The 14,304-nt window shown below is 39.9% G+C and carries 14 protein-coding genes; 13 read left to right on the forward strand and 1 reads right to left on the reverse strand.

Going from position 1 to position 14,304, the window contains the following annotated elements; genetic code table 11:
- Nucleotides 1-70 precede the first annotated feature (70 nt).
- From PGU50_RS16875 to PGU50_RS16915, 8 genes are all read left to right on the forward strand, one after another.
- Nucleotides 71-1,993, forward strand: coding sequence for an ABC transporter substrate-binding protein (locus PGU50_RS16875; protein ID WP_270247531.1), 1,923 nt, complete (start codon nucleotides 71-73; stop codon nucleotides 1,991-1,993).
- A 204-nt stretch (nucleotides 1,994-2,197) separates the two neighbouring features.
- On the forward strand, nucleotides 2,198-3,178 hold the full coding sequence (locus PGU50_RS16880) for an ABC transporter permease (protein WP_008369366.1): 981 nt from the start codon (nucleotides 2,198-2,200) through the stop codon (nucleotides 3,176-3,178).
- An 11-nt stretch (nucleotides 3,179-3,189) separates the two neighbouring features.
- Complete coding sequence (locus PGU50_RS16885; RefSeq protein ID WP_117556473.1) at nucleotides 3,190-4,947, forward strand: ABC transporter permease subunit; 1,758 nt, start codon at nucleotides 3,190-3,192, stop codon at nucleotides 4,945-4,947.
- A gap of 8 nt (nucleotides 4,948-4,955) precedes the next feature.
- Nucleotides 4,956-5,951 carry an ABC transporter ATP-binding protein gene (locus tag PGU50_RS16890; protein WP_008369363.1) on the forward strand — a complete coding sequence of 332 codons (996 nt, stop codon included), beginning with the start codon at nucleotides 4,956-4,958 and terminating at the stop codon, nucleotides 5,949-5,951.
- Nucleotides 5,941-7,413 carry an ABC transporter ATP-binding protein gene (locus PGU50_RS18040; protein ID WP_117823777.1) on the forward strand — a complete coding sequence of 491 codons (1,473 nt, stop codon included), beginning with the start codon at nucleotides 5,941-5,943 and terminating at the stop codon, nucleotides 7,411-7,413. Before PGU50_RS16890 ends, PGU50_RS18040 begins: the two co-directional genes overlap by 11 nt.
- Nucleotides 7,414-7,431: 18 nt before the next feature.
- The gene (locus PGU50_RS16905) at nucleotides 7,432-7,644 is read left to right on the forward strand and encodes a hypothetical protein (protein WP_008369357.1); all 213 of its coding nucleotides are present in this window, start codon (nucleotides 7,432-7,434) and stop codon (nucleotides 7,642-7,644) included.
- A 31-nt stretch (nucleotides 7,645-7,675) separates the two neighbouring features.
- Nucleotides 7,676-8,353 carry a GntR family transcriptional regulator gene (locus PGU50_RS16910; protein ID WP_117556479.1) on the forward strand — a complete coding sequence of 226 codons (678 nt, stop codon included), beginning with the start codon at nucleotides 7,676-7,678 and terminating at the stop codon, nucleotides 8,351-8,353.
- 166 nt (nucleotides 8,354-8,519) lie between these two features.
- Nucleotides 8,520-8,762, forward strand: coding sequence for a hypothetical protein (locus PGU50_RS16915; RefSeq protein ID WP_008369354.1), 243 nt, complete (start codon nucleotides 8,520-8,522; stop codon nucleotides 8,760-8,762).
- 194 nt (nucleotides 8,763-8,956) lie between these two features.
- Here the strand turns inward: PGU50_RS16915 and PGU50_RS16920 are convergent, their stop codons facing one another.
- Nucleotides 8,957-9,580 (reverse strand): HAD family hydrolase, encoded by a 624-nt coding sequence (locus tag PGU50_RS16920; RefSeq protein ID WP_270247532.1) that lies wholly within the window; start codon nucleotides 9,578-9,580, stop codon nucleotides 8,957-8,959.
- A gap of 198 nt (nucleotides 9,581-9,778) precedes the next feature.
- Here PGU50_RS16920 and PGU50_RS16925 point away from each other — a divergent pair, with 198 nt between their 5' ends.
- The 5 genes from PGU50_RS16925 to PGU50_RS16945 form a co-directional block, all read left to right on the forward strand.
- Nucleotides 9,779-10,756, forward strand: a complete 978-nt coding sequence (locus PGU50_RS16925) for a LacI family DNA-binding transcriptional regulator (protein WP_270247533.1) — start codon at nucleotides 9,779-9,781, stop codon at nucleotides 10,754-10,756.
- A gap of 112 nt (nucleotides 10,757-10,868) precedes the next feature.
- A complete protein-coding gene (gene ilvN, locus PGU50_RS16930; RefSeq protein ID WP_270203887.1) occupies nucleotides 10,869-11,369 on the forward strand; it encodes an acetolactate synthase small subunit in 501 nt (166 codons plus the stop codon).
- 137 nt (nucleotides 11,370-11,506) lie between these two features.
- Nucleotides 11,507-12,526 (forward strand): ketol-acid reductoisomerase, encoded by a 1,020-nt coding sequence (gene ilvC / locus PGU50_RS16935; protein ID WP_008369340.1) that lies wholly within the window; start codon nucleotides 11,507-11,509, stop codon nucleotides 12,524-12,526.
- Between the two features lie 773 nt (nucleotides 12,527-13,299).
- On the forward strand, nucleotides 13,300-13,458 hold the full coding sequence (locus PGU50_RS16940; protein ID WP_270247535.1) for a hypothetical protein: 159 nt from the start codon (nucleotides 13,300-13,302) through the stop codon (nucleotides 13,456-13,458).
- 106 nt (nucleotides 13,459-13,564) lie between these two features.
- Nucleotides 13,565-14,304: radical SAM protein (locus PGU50_RS16945; protein ID WP_270247536.1), on the forward strand; the 740-nt coding region annotated here is incomplete at its 3' end.

Here is a 14,304-nt window from a genome sequence, read left to right on the forward strand (position 1 = left end):
AATAGATGTTTAATTGGTAAAATGTTATAATTGTCTTAACACAAAGTTTACATTTATGGAGGAATGCAAAATGAAAAAGAGAATGATAGCCCTCATGCTGGCTGGTATCATGGTATTCTCAGCCACAGCCTGTGGCGGTGGAGGAGCTTCCAGCAAGAACCAGAATAATCAGGATGATGGTGAAAGCAAACAGGTTGGAGTTGAGGTAACCGAAGATATGCAGAGTGCACCGCCGGAAGATGCACCTGTAGGAGGACAGGTTGTAGTTGCAATTTCACCAGGTACCTTATCACCGGATATGTACGGCGGATGGACAAATAGTGCAACGAACTCTGGATTTATCGGACTGATGAGTGGTTACGCCCTCGCTGATTACAATCGTGATTATGTTCTTGATTGGGACCCGGTTGTTGTTAAAGATCACGAAGTAATCGAAAACGATGACGGAAGCAAGACATACCGTTTTGAAATCAATGATAACCTGAAATGGAGTGACGGTTCTCCGATCACAGCAAAAGATTATGTATTCAGTCTTCTGCTTCATTCTTCTCCGGAATTTGCAGCCTGTGAAGGTGATGCAACATACGGATGGGCTTTAGTTGGATACAACGATCATGTACAGGGAACAACAAAAGAATTCGCAGGTGTTAACCTTCTTGGGGATTACGAATTTTCTATGACAATCAGTGCAGATCAGCTTCCGAACTACTATGAGATGGCAAATGTTGCCTATGGACCGGAACCGCTTGCAGCAATCGCTCCGGGATGCGACGTGAAGGATGATGGAAACGGAGCATACCTCACAGACGGATTTACAGAAGATCTCATCAGAGAAACCTTACTTGATCCGGATAAAGGATTCCGTTACAAAGCACCGGTTGTATGTGGACCTTACAAATTAAAGAGTGTTGACCTTACAACTGAAACTGTTGAACTTGAAATCAACGAAGAATACCTTGGAACATATGATGGAACAAAACCACATATCCAGACAATTATTTCCAAACCGGTTGCAGATGAAACAATCCGTGACGAATTTGAAAAAGGAACAATTGATTTCTACTCAGCAGGTACAGGAGAAAAGATCGAAGCTGCTTTAACAAAAGTAGAAGAAGGAAAATTAGATGCAAACTATGGTCTTGTACCGGGAACACGTATCAACGAGATGCGTTATATGTGTGACTTTGGACCGACACAGTTTGAAGAAGTAAGACGTGCAATCGCTTATATCGTAGACCGTGATGAAATCAACAAACAGTTAACAGGCGGATACGGTACAGTGGTAGATTGTTATGCAACAGATGCTACAACAGATTTTGCAGCAATCAAAGATGATATTGAATCTGAACTGATTCACTACTCATATGACCTTGATAAAGCAAAACAGGAACTCATCGATGGTGGTTGGACACTGAACGAAAAAGGTGAAGAGTACAAAGAAGGTACAGACAAATACCGTTATAAAGAAGTAGATGGTGAATTGATGAAATTAAAAGTTGAAGTAGCATGCTGCGAAGATGACTACTCAAAACTTTACAACACAGTAATCCCACCGGAAGCAGAAAAGATCGGTATGGAATACAAATACACATCTATGGACTTTGCACTTATGATCAACCATTTGAATCGCCAGGGTATCGATGAACCAGAATATAACATTTTCTACAGTAGTATCGGAATTCCGGAAATTCTCTTCTACTGGAACTGTTTCGATGACGATCCGAGTTTAATGGGAAGCTGGAATGTTAACTACATTTCCGATCCGGAATTAAAAGCAATCGGTAAAGAGATGCAGAAAGTTGATTCTGAAGACATTGACGGATTCAGAAAATTATATGGAGAATTCCAGCTGGCATACAACAAAAAACTTCCAAGTCTTCCAATGGGATCAGGAGTTTCTTATATGTTCTTCAATCCGAAGCTTAAGAATTTCGTTCCTAGAGCTCATGTGGGATGGGGAGCAATGGTATTAGATGCATACTTTGAAGAATAAGCATAAAGGATTCATCAGAATAGATCAATTCTATTAACTTTTGATATGCATGACAAAACAGGGAGGACAGAACAAAGGGAAATGTTCTGTCTTCCCGTATCTTTTCTTTATACGAAAACAAAATTATGGTAATGGTTCGGACAGAATCACATGTCATGAATAATTCAGGAATAACTATTTCATCCAGAAGGAGAAAACTACATTATGGCAAAATACATATTGAAAAGACTTGGTTATATTATTATAGTATTCTTCCTGCTTTCCATCTTACTGTTTGGTATTTTCAAAATGGTACCTGGTGACCCTGCCAGACTTATGGTCGAGGGACAAAAGCAGAGTGTTTCACCGGAACAGTATGAGATGCTTTATCAACAGGCAAGAGTACGTCTCGGACTTGATAAACCGATTCCGGTTCAGTATTTAAGCTGGATGGGAAATATCTTACAGGGAGATTTCGGTTACTCTACCGTATATCGTATTCCGGTTAAAGAACTGATCGGACCTCCGATGAAAAATACAATCGCCTTGAACGTTGTATATTATATTTTCCTTTTCGCAATCGGAATTCCGCTGGGAATCAAATGTGCGGTAAAAAAAGACACGGTGTTTGATACATCACTCCAGGTAGCAACTATGATCGGTATCAGTATTCCTTCATTTATTTCGGCGCTGATCTTTATCTACCTGTTTGCAATTAAAATTCCGATCTTTCCAATCAGTGGAATGGTCACAACGGGTGCAAATTTTACAGGCTTCCGTGCATTCTTAGATTATTTATATCATATGGCACTTCCTATTATTGTATGTCTGACAGGTATCGGTGGTCTGATCCGTTATGTCAGAGGAGCTCTTCTTGATGCATTATCTATGGATTATGTAAGAACAGCCCGTGCCAAAGGTCTGAAAGAAAAAACTGTTATTTACAAACATGCGTTCCGTAACGCGATGATCCCGATCACAGGCTGGATCGTAGGCTCTATCGTAGGTATCTTTGGTGGAGCGGTTATCATTGAGACTCTGTTCTCATGGAAAGGTGTCGGAAAACTTCTGATCGATTCCTTGAACCAGCATGACTATACAGTCGCACTGTCCATGCAGATGTTTTACATTTTGTTAGGACTTGCTGCAAACCTGATCACAGACTTATGTTACTGTATCGTTGATCCAAGAATTAAACTCGATTAGGAGGAAGACAAATGTTATTTGGAAAGAAGAAAGAAAAAGAGCAGCGTTCCGTTCTTGAAGAAGAACAGATGCAAAGTCCTTTTCGTACGATTATAAAAAATCTGCTGGAGAACAAACTGGCTATGGGAGGATTGATCGTATTTGTATCAATTTTTGCAATGTGCTTCATTCTTCCGATCTGGTTTCACCAGGATTTAAACTATCAGGATCCAACACAAAAAAATATCGCACCGGGATTTTCATTCCTTTCGGTTCCGTCAGATTTAAAAGACAATGCCGAAGTGATTGAATTTGGTCCGACATATGGTGTAGGAGTAGACAAAGACGGTTACGTTTATGAGTGGGGACAATTAACGAAAAACCTGAAAAAAATTCCGGCTGATATGGGAAAAGTTGTTGATATCGCAGTTGGTCAGGACCACGTGCTGGCAATCAACGATAAAGGTAACTTATACACCTGGGGCTTCAACCGAATGGGTCTTAATGTGATTCCGCCGGAACTGAAAGGCAAAAAAATTGCCGACATTGAAGCAGGATATCAGGTATCCGTTGTTGTAACAGAAGACGGAAAAGTTGTTTCATGGGGAAATACAAGTGCAGTTGATATTTCTACAGCTAATGTAAAGGACGAAAAAGTCAAAGAAGTAAAAGCAAATATTCAGACAGCCATTGCCCTTACAAAGGATGGAAAAGTCATCTCGCTTGCAAAGAAAGAAACTGCTTTAGATAATGTACCGGAAGAGATTCAGGGAAAAGTAGAAAAAATCGCTTTAACAGATAAAGCAGCAGCAGCTGTATTAAAAGATGGTACTGTAAAAGTCTGGGGAAACAATCACGACCATATTTTCTCCGTACCGGAAGAAGTGCAGGGCAAAGCAGTGGATATTTCAGGTGGACGTAACCATCTTGTTGTTGTGACAGAAGATGGAAACGCAGTAGCCTGGGGCGGAAATGAAAACAATCAGGCAAAGGTTCCTGCTAAGGCAACCAATATTGCAAAATTAGCCTCCGGCTATTATCAGAACTGTATTATCAAAGAAGACGGCTCTGTTGTGACATGGGGACTGAAAGGTTACTTACTTGGAACAGATAATCTTGGAAGAAACGTATTCTACCGTATCTTAAAGGGTGGACAGATGACTATGACAGTCGGATTCATCGCTGTTATCATCCAGTTCGCGATCGGTATCTTAGTAGGGGGTATTTCCGGATACTACGGTGGAACTGTGGATATCCTTCTTATGCGTCTGGCAGAGGTTGTCGGATCCCTTCCGTTTATCCCGCTAGCACTGATTCTTTCAGCTTTGATCGGAAATAAAGTATCTGATGTCGGAAGAATCATCATGATCATGTTGATCCTCGGTTTCCTCGGATGGACCGGTATCGCAGGTCTTGTCCGTGCACAGGTGCTTGCAGAACGTAACAAAGAATTCGTTGTCGCTGCAAAAGCACTGGGTGTAAGAGAAAAGAATATTATTTTCCGTCATATCGTACCGAACGTAATGACGATCATTATCGTACAGGCAACAATCTCATTTGCAACCTGTATGCTGACAGAATCCGGATTATCATTCTTAGGATTCGGTGTTGCAGAGCCAATTCCTTCATGGGGAAATATGCTGAACAACTGTCGTTCTTCAGAAGTTATCTCACAGTACTGGTGGAGATGGGTATTCCCGTCAGTTGTATTAGGACTTTGTACTGTAAGTATCAACTTGTTTGGTGACGGACTTCGTAGAGCAGTTGACCCGAAAGCAAATGAAAGGTAGGAATAACGATGGCATATTTATTGGAAGTAGATGATCTACATACATTTTTTAAGACAAAAAAAGGAATTGTAAAAGCGGTCAACGGTGTTTCCTATCGAGTAGAGCCTGGGAAAACATTGGGTATCGTAGGAGAATCCGGAAGTGGAAAGAGTGTATCGGCAATGAGTATCTTAAAACTTTTGGATGGAAACGGATATATCGACAGCGGTACAATTACTTTCAAGGGAAGAAATCTTGCGGAGTGTACAATCAATGATATGTACCAGATTCGTGGAAATGAGATTTCCGTTATTTTCCAAGAACCGATGACAAGTTTGAACCCGGTATATACGATCGAAAAACAGTTAAATGAAGTTTATTTAACCCATCAGAAAATCACAAAAAAAGAAGCAAGTGAGAAATCACTTGAAATGTTAAAAGCTGTTAAGATCCCGAATCCGGAATCTGTTATGAAACAGTTCCCGCATCAGCTGTCAGGTGGAATGCGTCAGAGAGTTATGATCGCCATGGCTCTTGCCTGCGAACCAAGTCTTCTGATCGCTGACGAACCGACTACTGCTTTGGACGTTACCATTCAGGCACAGATCTTAAAGCTGATGAATGAACTGAAAAAGGAAAAAGGGACCTCTATTCTGTTCATTACACATGACCTTGGAGTTATCAACCAGATGGCAGATGAAGTGGCAGTTATGTATTGCGGTCAGGTTGTGGAAATGTGTAAAGCAAGAACTATCTTTGCAAAAGAGACAACCTGTTCACATCCATATACGGAAGGACTTATGACTTCAATTCCACGTCTGGATACACCGGTCGGAGCAAGACTTGAGGCAATTCCGGGAGCAGTACCTCATCCGCTCAATCTTCCGAAGGGATGTAAATTTGCTCCGCGTTGTAAATATGCAACAGAGAAATGTATGAATGAAGAACCAAAATTAGAGTTGGCAGAAGACAATCACTTGATTCGTTGTTTCTACCCGGATAAGGAGGCACGCCATGCCAAATAATGATGAAAAGAAAGTGCTTTTGAAGGTCACGGATCTGAAACAGTGGTTTCCACTTAAGAAAACAAAGTTATTCCAGAAAGAGCAGGAGTATGTAAGAGCCAATGACGGAATTACTTTGAATATTTACGAAGGAGAAACAGTTGGTCTTGTTGGAGAATCCGGATGTGGAAAATCAACATTTGGAAGAACTTTACTTCAGATCTACAAACAGACAGAAGGTAAGACAATGTATTACGGCAGAACTCTTACCGATATGGCACCGCTTTATGTAGACGAAACAATCAAAAATATTTCTTCTGGTAAAAAGAAAATTGCCGAATTAGAAGCGAAGGCAGAAGCATTAAAAGCGGAATATGAAAAAATGGAAGATTCTGCGGAAAAATTCCAGAAACAGGCTGAATGTGAAAATATCCAGAAGAAATGTAATATGGAATTCCTGAATCTTGTTCAGATCATTGGTGGATTCTATAGCTTAGATGACACAAAAGAAGCAGAACAGTTACTGCTTGAAAAATTCAAAGTTGCCAGAGTGATCAGTGGTTTAAATGAAGAAAACCAGATGGAAGGTGTCGATAAGACAAAAGAAATCGCAGAGAAGAAAGTGGAACTTGAAAAAGCGGAGAAGAAGTTAGAAGAACTCCGCAGTAAATATAAAAACGATGAAGCTTTTACAAAATACGAAGCATACCGTGATAATGGAGTAGATCTTGCGAGACTGAAAACACAAGAAATGCGTTTCCTACGTAAAGATATGCAGATGATCTTCCAGGATCCATACTCATCACTGAATCCGCGTATGACAGTTGGACAGATCATCGGAGAAGGTCTTCTTGCACATGGCATTTTTAAGAAAAATGATGAAAAAATGCAGGCGTATGTTATGGAAGTCATGGAAAAATGTGGACTTGCACCATATATGATCCATCGTTATCCACATCAGTTCTCTGGTGGACAGAGACAGAGAATCGGTATTGCACGTGCACTTGCATTGAAACCAAGATTTGTAGTCTGCGATGAGGCGGTTTCCGCACTTGACGTTTCCATTCAGTCGCAGATCGTCAACCTTCTGAAAGATCTCGGAAGCGAAGACAATCTTGCATACTTATTTATTTCACATGGTTTGAGTGTTGTAAAATATATCAGTGACCGAATTGGTGTTATGTACCTTGGAAACATCGTAGAGCTTGCAGAGTCACAGGAAATGTTTGATCATCCTACACATCCATATACAGAAGCGCTGCTATCAGCAATTCCGACGACAGACGTAGATTCTAACAGAGAGATGATCCCGCTTGAAGGAGATATCCCAAGTCCGGTTCATCCGCCGAAAGGATGTAAGTTCCATACAAGATGTAAATACTGTACAGAAATCTGTAAGCATATTACACCGGAACTTGTGGAAATGAGACCTGGACATTTTGTAGCCTGTCATAATCCACTCGGAGTAGAAAAGGATTCATAAAATCAGAAAGGAATTAGCATGAGCTTTTTTGGAGGATACAGCAAACGAGGAAGACAGTTGGAAGAACAGGATAAAAAGTTCCTGGAATTTAAAAAGCAGATGAGTGACCAGAACATTGTTTTTGAAAAGGGAGATTATCTGGCAATGGTTTTGGGGGCATTCTGGGCACTCTGGCCGGCTCTGGCAATTACACTGGCAGTAATTGTGGGGATCAGCCTGTTCTTTTTATAAAAAAACTGCAAAAATCTGAAAGGAAGAATGAATGGATTATACCAGGAAGGCATCAATACAAAGAAAAACTCTTTGGCAGCAAATCGCTGATGTGTTAAGAGAAGACATCATTCGGGGGAAGATCAAACCGGGGGAACGAATTGTAGAAGAAGATATTGCGGAGAAGTTTCATGTAAGCCGGGGACCGGTCAGAGAAGCCCTGCGTCATATCGGGGAGGAAGGATTTGTTGTTTATGAGTCTCATAAAGGCAGTACAGTAAAGACGATTTCCTATGAAGAAATGCAGGAAAAATATCTTGTCCGCTCTACCCTGGAAGTTCTGGCAATCAGGATCATTGCCGGAAAACTTCCGGAAGAAATCGAACGGGAAATGGATGAGTGTCTGGACCAGATGGAAAAAGCTGCGAAAGAAAAAGATGTGTACCACATTATGTGTTATGATGAACAGTTTCATTCATGCATTGTTCGAGCAGCAAAGTGCGAAACCTTATATAAAATATGGGCAATGCTCCGGGAAAGCAATTTGTGCGGATATTATACAATGGGTGTTGAATCCATCATCCCCTTTGATGTACTTCGCTACAATCATGAGATCCTTTTAAAAGGAATAAAAGAATTGCCTGTTGAAAAGACAGCAAAATTGATTGAGGAGCATTATATGATCGTTCCGGAAGTTCTGCATGAAAAACAGTGTAAGAAATCCGAATAGAACGAAGGATAATGTGATTTCAGTTGTTTTAGATCAGGTGGCTAAAAAGACCACCTGACAGCGGCGTTCTACTTCAAAGCTTCGTCACAAAACAGACTGTGTAAATACTTGCAATTACAAGAAAAAACGAATACAATATAGAAAAAGAGGCAGGTATCAAGCGGAAATGAGACAGATGGAATTTAAAATGGAGCGTCCGGGACTGGTTGAACCCGGACAGATTGTTGATGTGACAGAGGGCGTTGTAGCTGCGTATTTTTATTATACGATTGAGCCGGCTGTGGCAATGAGCGCCAATTATCGTTCATGGCAGAGACTTAAGTCAGGACAGGGAAAGGTGATTGACGTAAAGCAGACACCGCAGGGATATTATGTGGTGTGTGAATTTGATGAAGAGGATGTGGAATAAAGAAAAGGAAAAATCCACTGGAAAGAATTCAATATAAAAAGATCAGAGAATGATAAAAAATGTGATTATCAGACTCTGATCTTTTTATATTGTCATGTGTATGGAAGGAAACTACCGGTGGCAGACTCTGCAGATGCTGAATGATGGAAAAAACTGCTATATAATCCTGAACCAGGAACATAAACAGAGAAAATCTACAGTCCAAGAAGAGCAGGAAGTTCCCTGATTGCGCCAATCTGTCTTGGTGGATCCGGAATATCACCAAATCCATACGAAGCATAAATAAAAGGAACGTCTGCTTTCTGGCAGGCATCAAAATCACCTGAAGTATCTCCGACATAAACCACATCCTGCAGATGATTGCGCTCCATCAGAAGACGGATGGATTCATTTTTTGGAACCTGTGTCTGACCAAAGCATAAAAAATCTTTGATATATTTTCCGAGTCCCATCGTTTTTAGAAAAACTTCGATATATCCACACTGGCAGTTGCTGACGATATAAAGATCGATTTTCTGAGAAAGGCTTTCCAGTGTCCGTGCAACATCCGGGTAAAGAATACCATGATCGGTTTCAAGCAGCCGGTTTTCATAGTCAAAGCAAAGATAGCCGATCCGGTCACGTTCTTCTTTTGGGCAGGAAGGAAAGAGTGCAAGCGTGATCTCATCCATAGTTTTTCCGAAAAGTGACTTAAGCCCATCAGCTGTAAGTGAGAGGGAAAAATCCGTATTCTCATCTATCGCCTGATTCCAGGATCTGGCAACTGCTTCGGTTGAGTCCCAGAGTGTGCCGTCTACGTCAAATATAATACCATCCATAATTCAATCTCCTGTATCTGAAAAAAATATTTAACAGGTTAAGGATAGCACAAGGCGAGTATCCGGGCAATGATCTGCAAAATATTTTATCGAAAAGTTACAGGTGCTGTCGAAAAAATGCGAATTAGTAAGATAGAAGAAAAGAAGTGTAAGATAGTAGAAACAGAGAAAACAAAAGAAATAAGTGGGGGAAAAGAAATGGCTGAGGGGAAAATCAGGATCAAAGATATTGCAAAAATAGCCGGAGTGAGTGCAACAACTGTATCGAATGTGATCCATGGAAGAACGGAAAAGGTATCAAGAAAGACGAGAAAAAGGATAGAGGAGATCCTGGATGAACAGGAATATGCCCCAAGCATGGGAGCACGTATCCTTTCTGGAAAATCTTCCGGGATGATTGCTGTAGTTGTTGGAAAAAGGCAGGAATGGGAGCAGGAGAGTGAAAAATTAGAAGAAATACTGCGTGAGATCGAGAAGAGTCTGGATGAGAGAGAATACTATATGCTGCTGCATTTTGTAAAAACAGCAGAAGAATTTGTACGATATGCGGCGGTATGGAAACTGGATGGGGTTATCTGTATCTGGCTCAATGAAGAGGAGTGTACAAGAATCCGGCAGATGTGTGCAGTTCCGGTGGCTGCGATATACAGAACAGACCGGATTTACGGAAAAGCCGGTGAGGAAGTCGCAAGGTTTCTGTTTAAAAGAGAGGAACGGAGAATCTGGTTTCTGGATGGAACGGAAGAGTACGGAAAAGCGGTATGGCAGGGAATGCAGAAAATATTTTCAAAAAAAGGCTGCTGTCTTGAAGAAGAACAATATCTGGAAATTCCAAAAGACAGGGATCTGCGGAGAATGTTCTATAAAATCCGGCTGGCAGGGCTTGCTTTATCCGCAGATATGCTCGTATTTGCATCTGCCGTACAGGGAGTAGAGGCTGTCGGTTATCTGCATGATCTGGAAATCAAGGTGCCGAAGGAAATTGAAGTGATAGCGGTCGGAAAAGAAGAAACAGCACTTATTTGCCGCCCACAGCTGACAACAGTAGAGTTTGACAAAAAACGATTAGTCCGGCAGGCAATCGAAGAATTATATGTGCAGATAATAAAAGGATATATTTTGACAAAATCCGGAAAAATCAGTGTGAAAACGATAATTAGAGGTTCCTGTAATTGATAAAATCGAATTAAAGTGATAAAATTTTAGAAAGCTACTTGACAAAGGTGGTGTCAATTGCTACAATAAAAAAACAGAACGCACTCTGTTTTGTAAAGTAAAGGAGTATGTTATGAGAAAACAAGCTTATTCAATTTTGGTTTATAACAATCCGGGACTATTAAGCCGTATGGCAGGATTGTTCAGCAGACGGGGGTACAATATTGAAAGTATTACCGCAGGTACAACTGCAGATCCGAGATTTACAAGGATCACGATCGTAGCAAGTGGAGATGAACAGATTCTTTCACAGATCGAGAAGCAGGTTCGCAAGATGGAAGATGTGATTGAGGTGAAGCCGTTAAATGACAGCAATTCAGTATGCAGAGAACTGGTTATGATCAAGGTTCGTGCAAATGCATCTGAAAGAGCAGACCTTATTTCACTGGCAGATATTTTCCGTGCGAAGATCGTTGATGTTGAAAAAGACTGTCTGATGATTGAACTGACGGGAACCGAATCAAAGCTGAAAGCGTTTATGGAGCTTCTGGACGGATATGAGATCCTGGAGCTGGCAAGAACCGGTATTACCGGACTGAAGCGCGGAAGCGATGATGTGATCATGTTTGATTAAAGCAGAGAGACGTTTTGAAAAGAGCGACGAGCTCGAAAGTGGCACCTTCAGGGATGCAGCAGTAGTTACATAAGAAAGCTAGGGGCATGGAGCCTTTAACTCTATAGAATTCAATAAGTCATAGGAGGAAATTAAAAATGGCAGCAAGAATTTTTTATCAGGAAGACTGTAATTTATCAGTATTAGAAGGACAGACAATCGCTATCATCGGATATGGTAGCCAGGGACATGCACATGCACTGAACCTGAAAGATTCGGGATGCAATGTCATTATCGGTCTCTACGAAGGAAGCAAATCATGGGCAAAAGCAGAAGCTCAGGGATTTGAAGTATATACAGCAGCAGAAGCTGCAAAGAAAGCTGATATCATCATGATCCTTATCAACGATGAACTTCAGGCTGATATGTATAAGAAAGACATCGAACCAAACCTTGAGGAAGGTAACATGCTGATGTTCGCACACGGATTCAACATCCACTTCGGATGCATCACACCTCCGGCATACGTAGATGTAACAATGATCGCTCCAAAAGCACCGGGACATACAGTAAGAAGCGAATATCAGGCAGGAAAAGGAACACCATGTCTGATCGCAGTAGAACAGGATTACACAGGAAAAGCCTGGGACAGAGCACTTGCTTACGGTCTTGCAATCGGTGGAGCAAGAGCAGGACTTCTTGAAACAACATACAGAGTAGAGACAGAAACAGACCTCTTCGGAGAACAGGCTGTACTTTGCGGTGGTGTATGTGCCCTTATGCAGACAGGTTTCGAAACACTTTGCGAAGCAGGATACGATCCAAGAAACGCATACTTCGAATGCATCCATGAAATGAAACTTATCGTAGACCTGATCTACCAGAGCGGATTCGCTGGAATGAGATACTCAATCTCCAACACAGCAGAATACGGTGATTACATCACAGGACCAAAGATCATCACAGAAGATACAAAGAAAGCAATGAAGAAGATCCTCTCAGACATCCAGGACGGAACATTCGCAAAAGAATTCCTTCTCGACATGTCACCGGCAGGACGTCAGGTACACTTCAAAGCAATGAGAAAGAAAGCCGCAGAACATCCATCAGAAGTGGTTGGAGAAGAGATTAGAAAACTTTATAGCTGGAACGGTGAGGATAAATTGATCAATAACTAAGCGATAGGCAACAAGCCGGTCAGCTAAGCGGAAATAGAAGGAGTCCGGGAAAAACATGTTCGCATGCTTTTCCCGGACTCCTTCTATTTCTGATTAGTTAGTTGGCGCCGCCAACGGTCGAACAAGCTCTGCTTGTGAGACTCTGACCGGCTTGTATCGTAAATCATTCGACCCACAAACTCTAAAAACACAACCAGCGGAATCGCGCTTCCGCGCCAATTCCGCGTCCCCTCAAAACAAAAGTCCTGTCCTTCCACAAACACACCCAGCCAAATCGCGCTCCTGCGCCAGTTTGGCGTCCCCTCTAAACAAAAGTCCCGTCAAACCAATAATTTTCATCTCCAGCATCTCACTTACCTAAGTCGAAAAAAATAAGATTATATTACTGTGAGCAGAGTGGATGAAGAATGGACAAAAGAAATTGTATGATATTATAAAAGACAGTTGTAAAACAGATTTTTCTGTCATTTTTTAGTGATATTATATAAATGAGGCGTAAAACTATAATAAAGTTGCTTGAATTACTGTTTTTAACATTTTTTGCATAAAACTACAATATTGCTCTTTACAAAACGATACGCTTACATTATATAAAATAAAAACCGTTTTCTATCACAAATGTTCAATGATATATTTTAAATTGATTTGTCAAAAAAATAATAAAACAACAAAAAAGACTGAATATTATTCCTTGTATCAAGTAATATATTGATAATTATCCCATCTGTGATATAGTAAAGATAATAGGTGTCTTTATTGGAGAGGTGAATGAAATGAAAAATGATAAAAAAAATGATATTTTTGAAGTTATTAAAGATGCACGAACGAACCCGATTCAACAAATAGAAACTATGGCCAGTGAACTGCATAAAACAGAACATATTTCTCCACTAGATGCTTGCAAATGCACTGGAAATTGTGGTGCTATGTAAATTATGCAAATATAAAGCGTATTAAAATGTAGATATTTAGTGCAAGTAAAGACACCTATCTTGTAAATTACGAATTTCAGTAAAGATATAATGAGAGGGATTAATTATGAGATTTAGTAGTTATAATATGGTATGTAATATTGATAATAAGCGATATGTTTATAATTCTATATCAAAATCAGTTTTGCAATTACAAATAGGATGTGAGATTGATTTTGAGGATGATAATTTATGTGATGTTGAAAATTTATTTAACAAAAAACAATGTCTATCCCTTCAAAATAATGGTTTTATTATAGAGGATGATTTTGATGAACTTAAATCACTTGAATATATTTACAAAAAGAATTTTTTTGATTCGTCGGAGTTAACACTTATTTTAACACCGACTTTTGAATGCAACTTTTCATGTCCATATTGTTTTGAAGCTCCTCAAAGAAAAACTAAAACTTCAAAAAATTATTTTGATGTTTTAAAAAAATATGCATACAAAAATTTTAAAAATTACCGTCATGTAGAATTAAGTTTGTTTGGAGGAGAACCTCTTTTGTTATATAGTCAATTTAATGATATGCTAGAATATACAAAGAAACTATCAGGGCAATATGGTTTTGACTATTCTACTTCAATTGTAACAAATGGTTCTTTGATTACAGAAAATATTGTTGATTCACTAATAAAACATCATTGCAGGACATTACAAATTACTCTTGACGGTAGAAAAGAAAGCCATGATAAAACACGAAAATTTAAAAATAATAAACCTTCGTTTGATATGCTGATAAGAATAATTAATGAAAAATTAGAAAAGTATTTTGAGGATTCTAATTCTGAATTCTATTTAAG

Source organism: Coprococcus sp. AM11-30B (genome assembly GCF_027674365.1).
GTDB classification, from domain to species: Bacteria; Bacillota; Clostridia; order Lachnospirales; family Lachnospiraceae; genus Allocoprococcus; species Allocoprococcus comes.

Bases quoted from the DNA above. Each gene is read 5' to 3' on its own strand.
- PGU50_RS16880 (WP_008369366.1), top strand. From the start codon at position 2,198: ATGGCAAAATACATATTGAAAAGACTTGGTTATATTATTATAGTATTC.
- PGU50_RS16875 (WP_270247531.1), top strand. From the start codon at position 71: ATGAAAAAGAGAATGATAGCCCTCATGCTGGCTGGTATCATGGTATTC.
- PGU50_RS16905 (WP_008369357.1), top strand. From the start codon at position 7,432: ATGAGCTTTTTTGGAGGATACAGCAAACGAGGAAGACAGTTGGAAGAA.
- ilvN (WP_270203887.1), top strand. From the start codon at position 10,869: ATGAGAAAACAAGCTTATTCAATTTTGGTTTATAACAATCCGGGACTA.
- PGU50_RS16925 (WP_270247533.1), top strand. From the start codon at position 9,779: ATGGCTGAGGGGAAAATCAGGATCAAAGATATTGCAAAAATAGCCGGA.
- ilvC (WP_008369340.1), top strand. From the start codon at position 11,507: ATGGCAGCAAGAATTTTTTATCAGGAAGACTGTAATTTATCAGTATTA.
- PGU50_RS16940 (WP_270247535.1), top strand. From the start codon at position 13,300: ATGAAAAATGATAAAAAAAATGATATTTTTGAAGTTATTAAAGATGCA.
- PGU50_RS16885 (WP_117556473.1), top strand. From the start codon at position 3,190: ATGTTATTTGGAAAGAAGAAAGAAAAAGAGCAGCGTTCCGTTCTTGAA.
- PGU50_RS16920 (WP_270247532.1), bottom strand. From the start codon at position 9,580: ATGGATGGTATTATATTTGACGTAGACGGCACACTCTGGGACTCAACC.
- PGU50_RS16910 (WP_117556479.1), top strand. From the start codon at position 7,676: ATGGATTATACCAGGAAGGCATCAATACAAAGAAAAACTCTTTGGCAG.
- PGU50_RS16890 (WP_008369363.1), top strand. From the start codon at position 4,956: ATGGCATATTTATTGGAAGTAGATGATCTACATACATTTTTTAAGACA.
- PGU50_RS16915 (WP_008369354.1), top strand. From the start codon at position 8,520: ATGAGACAGATGGAATTTAAAATGGAGCGTCCGGGACTGGTTGAACCC.
- PGU50_RS18040 (WP_117823777.1), top strand. From the start codon at position 5,941: ATGCCAAATAATGATGAAAAGAAAGTGCTTTTGAAGGTCACGGATCTG.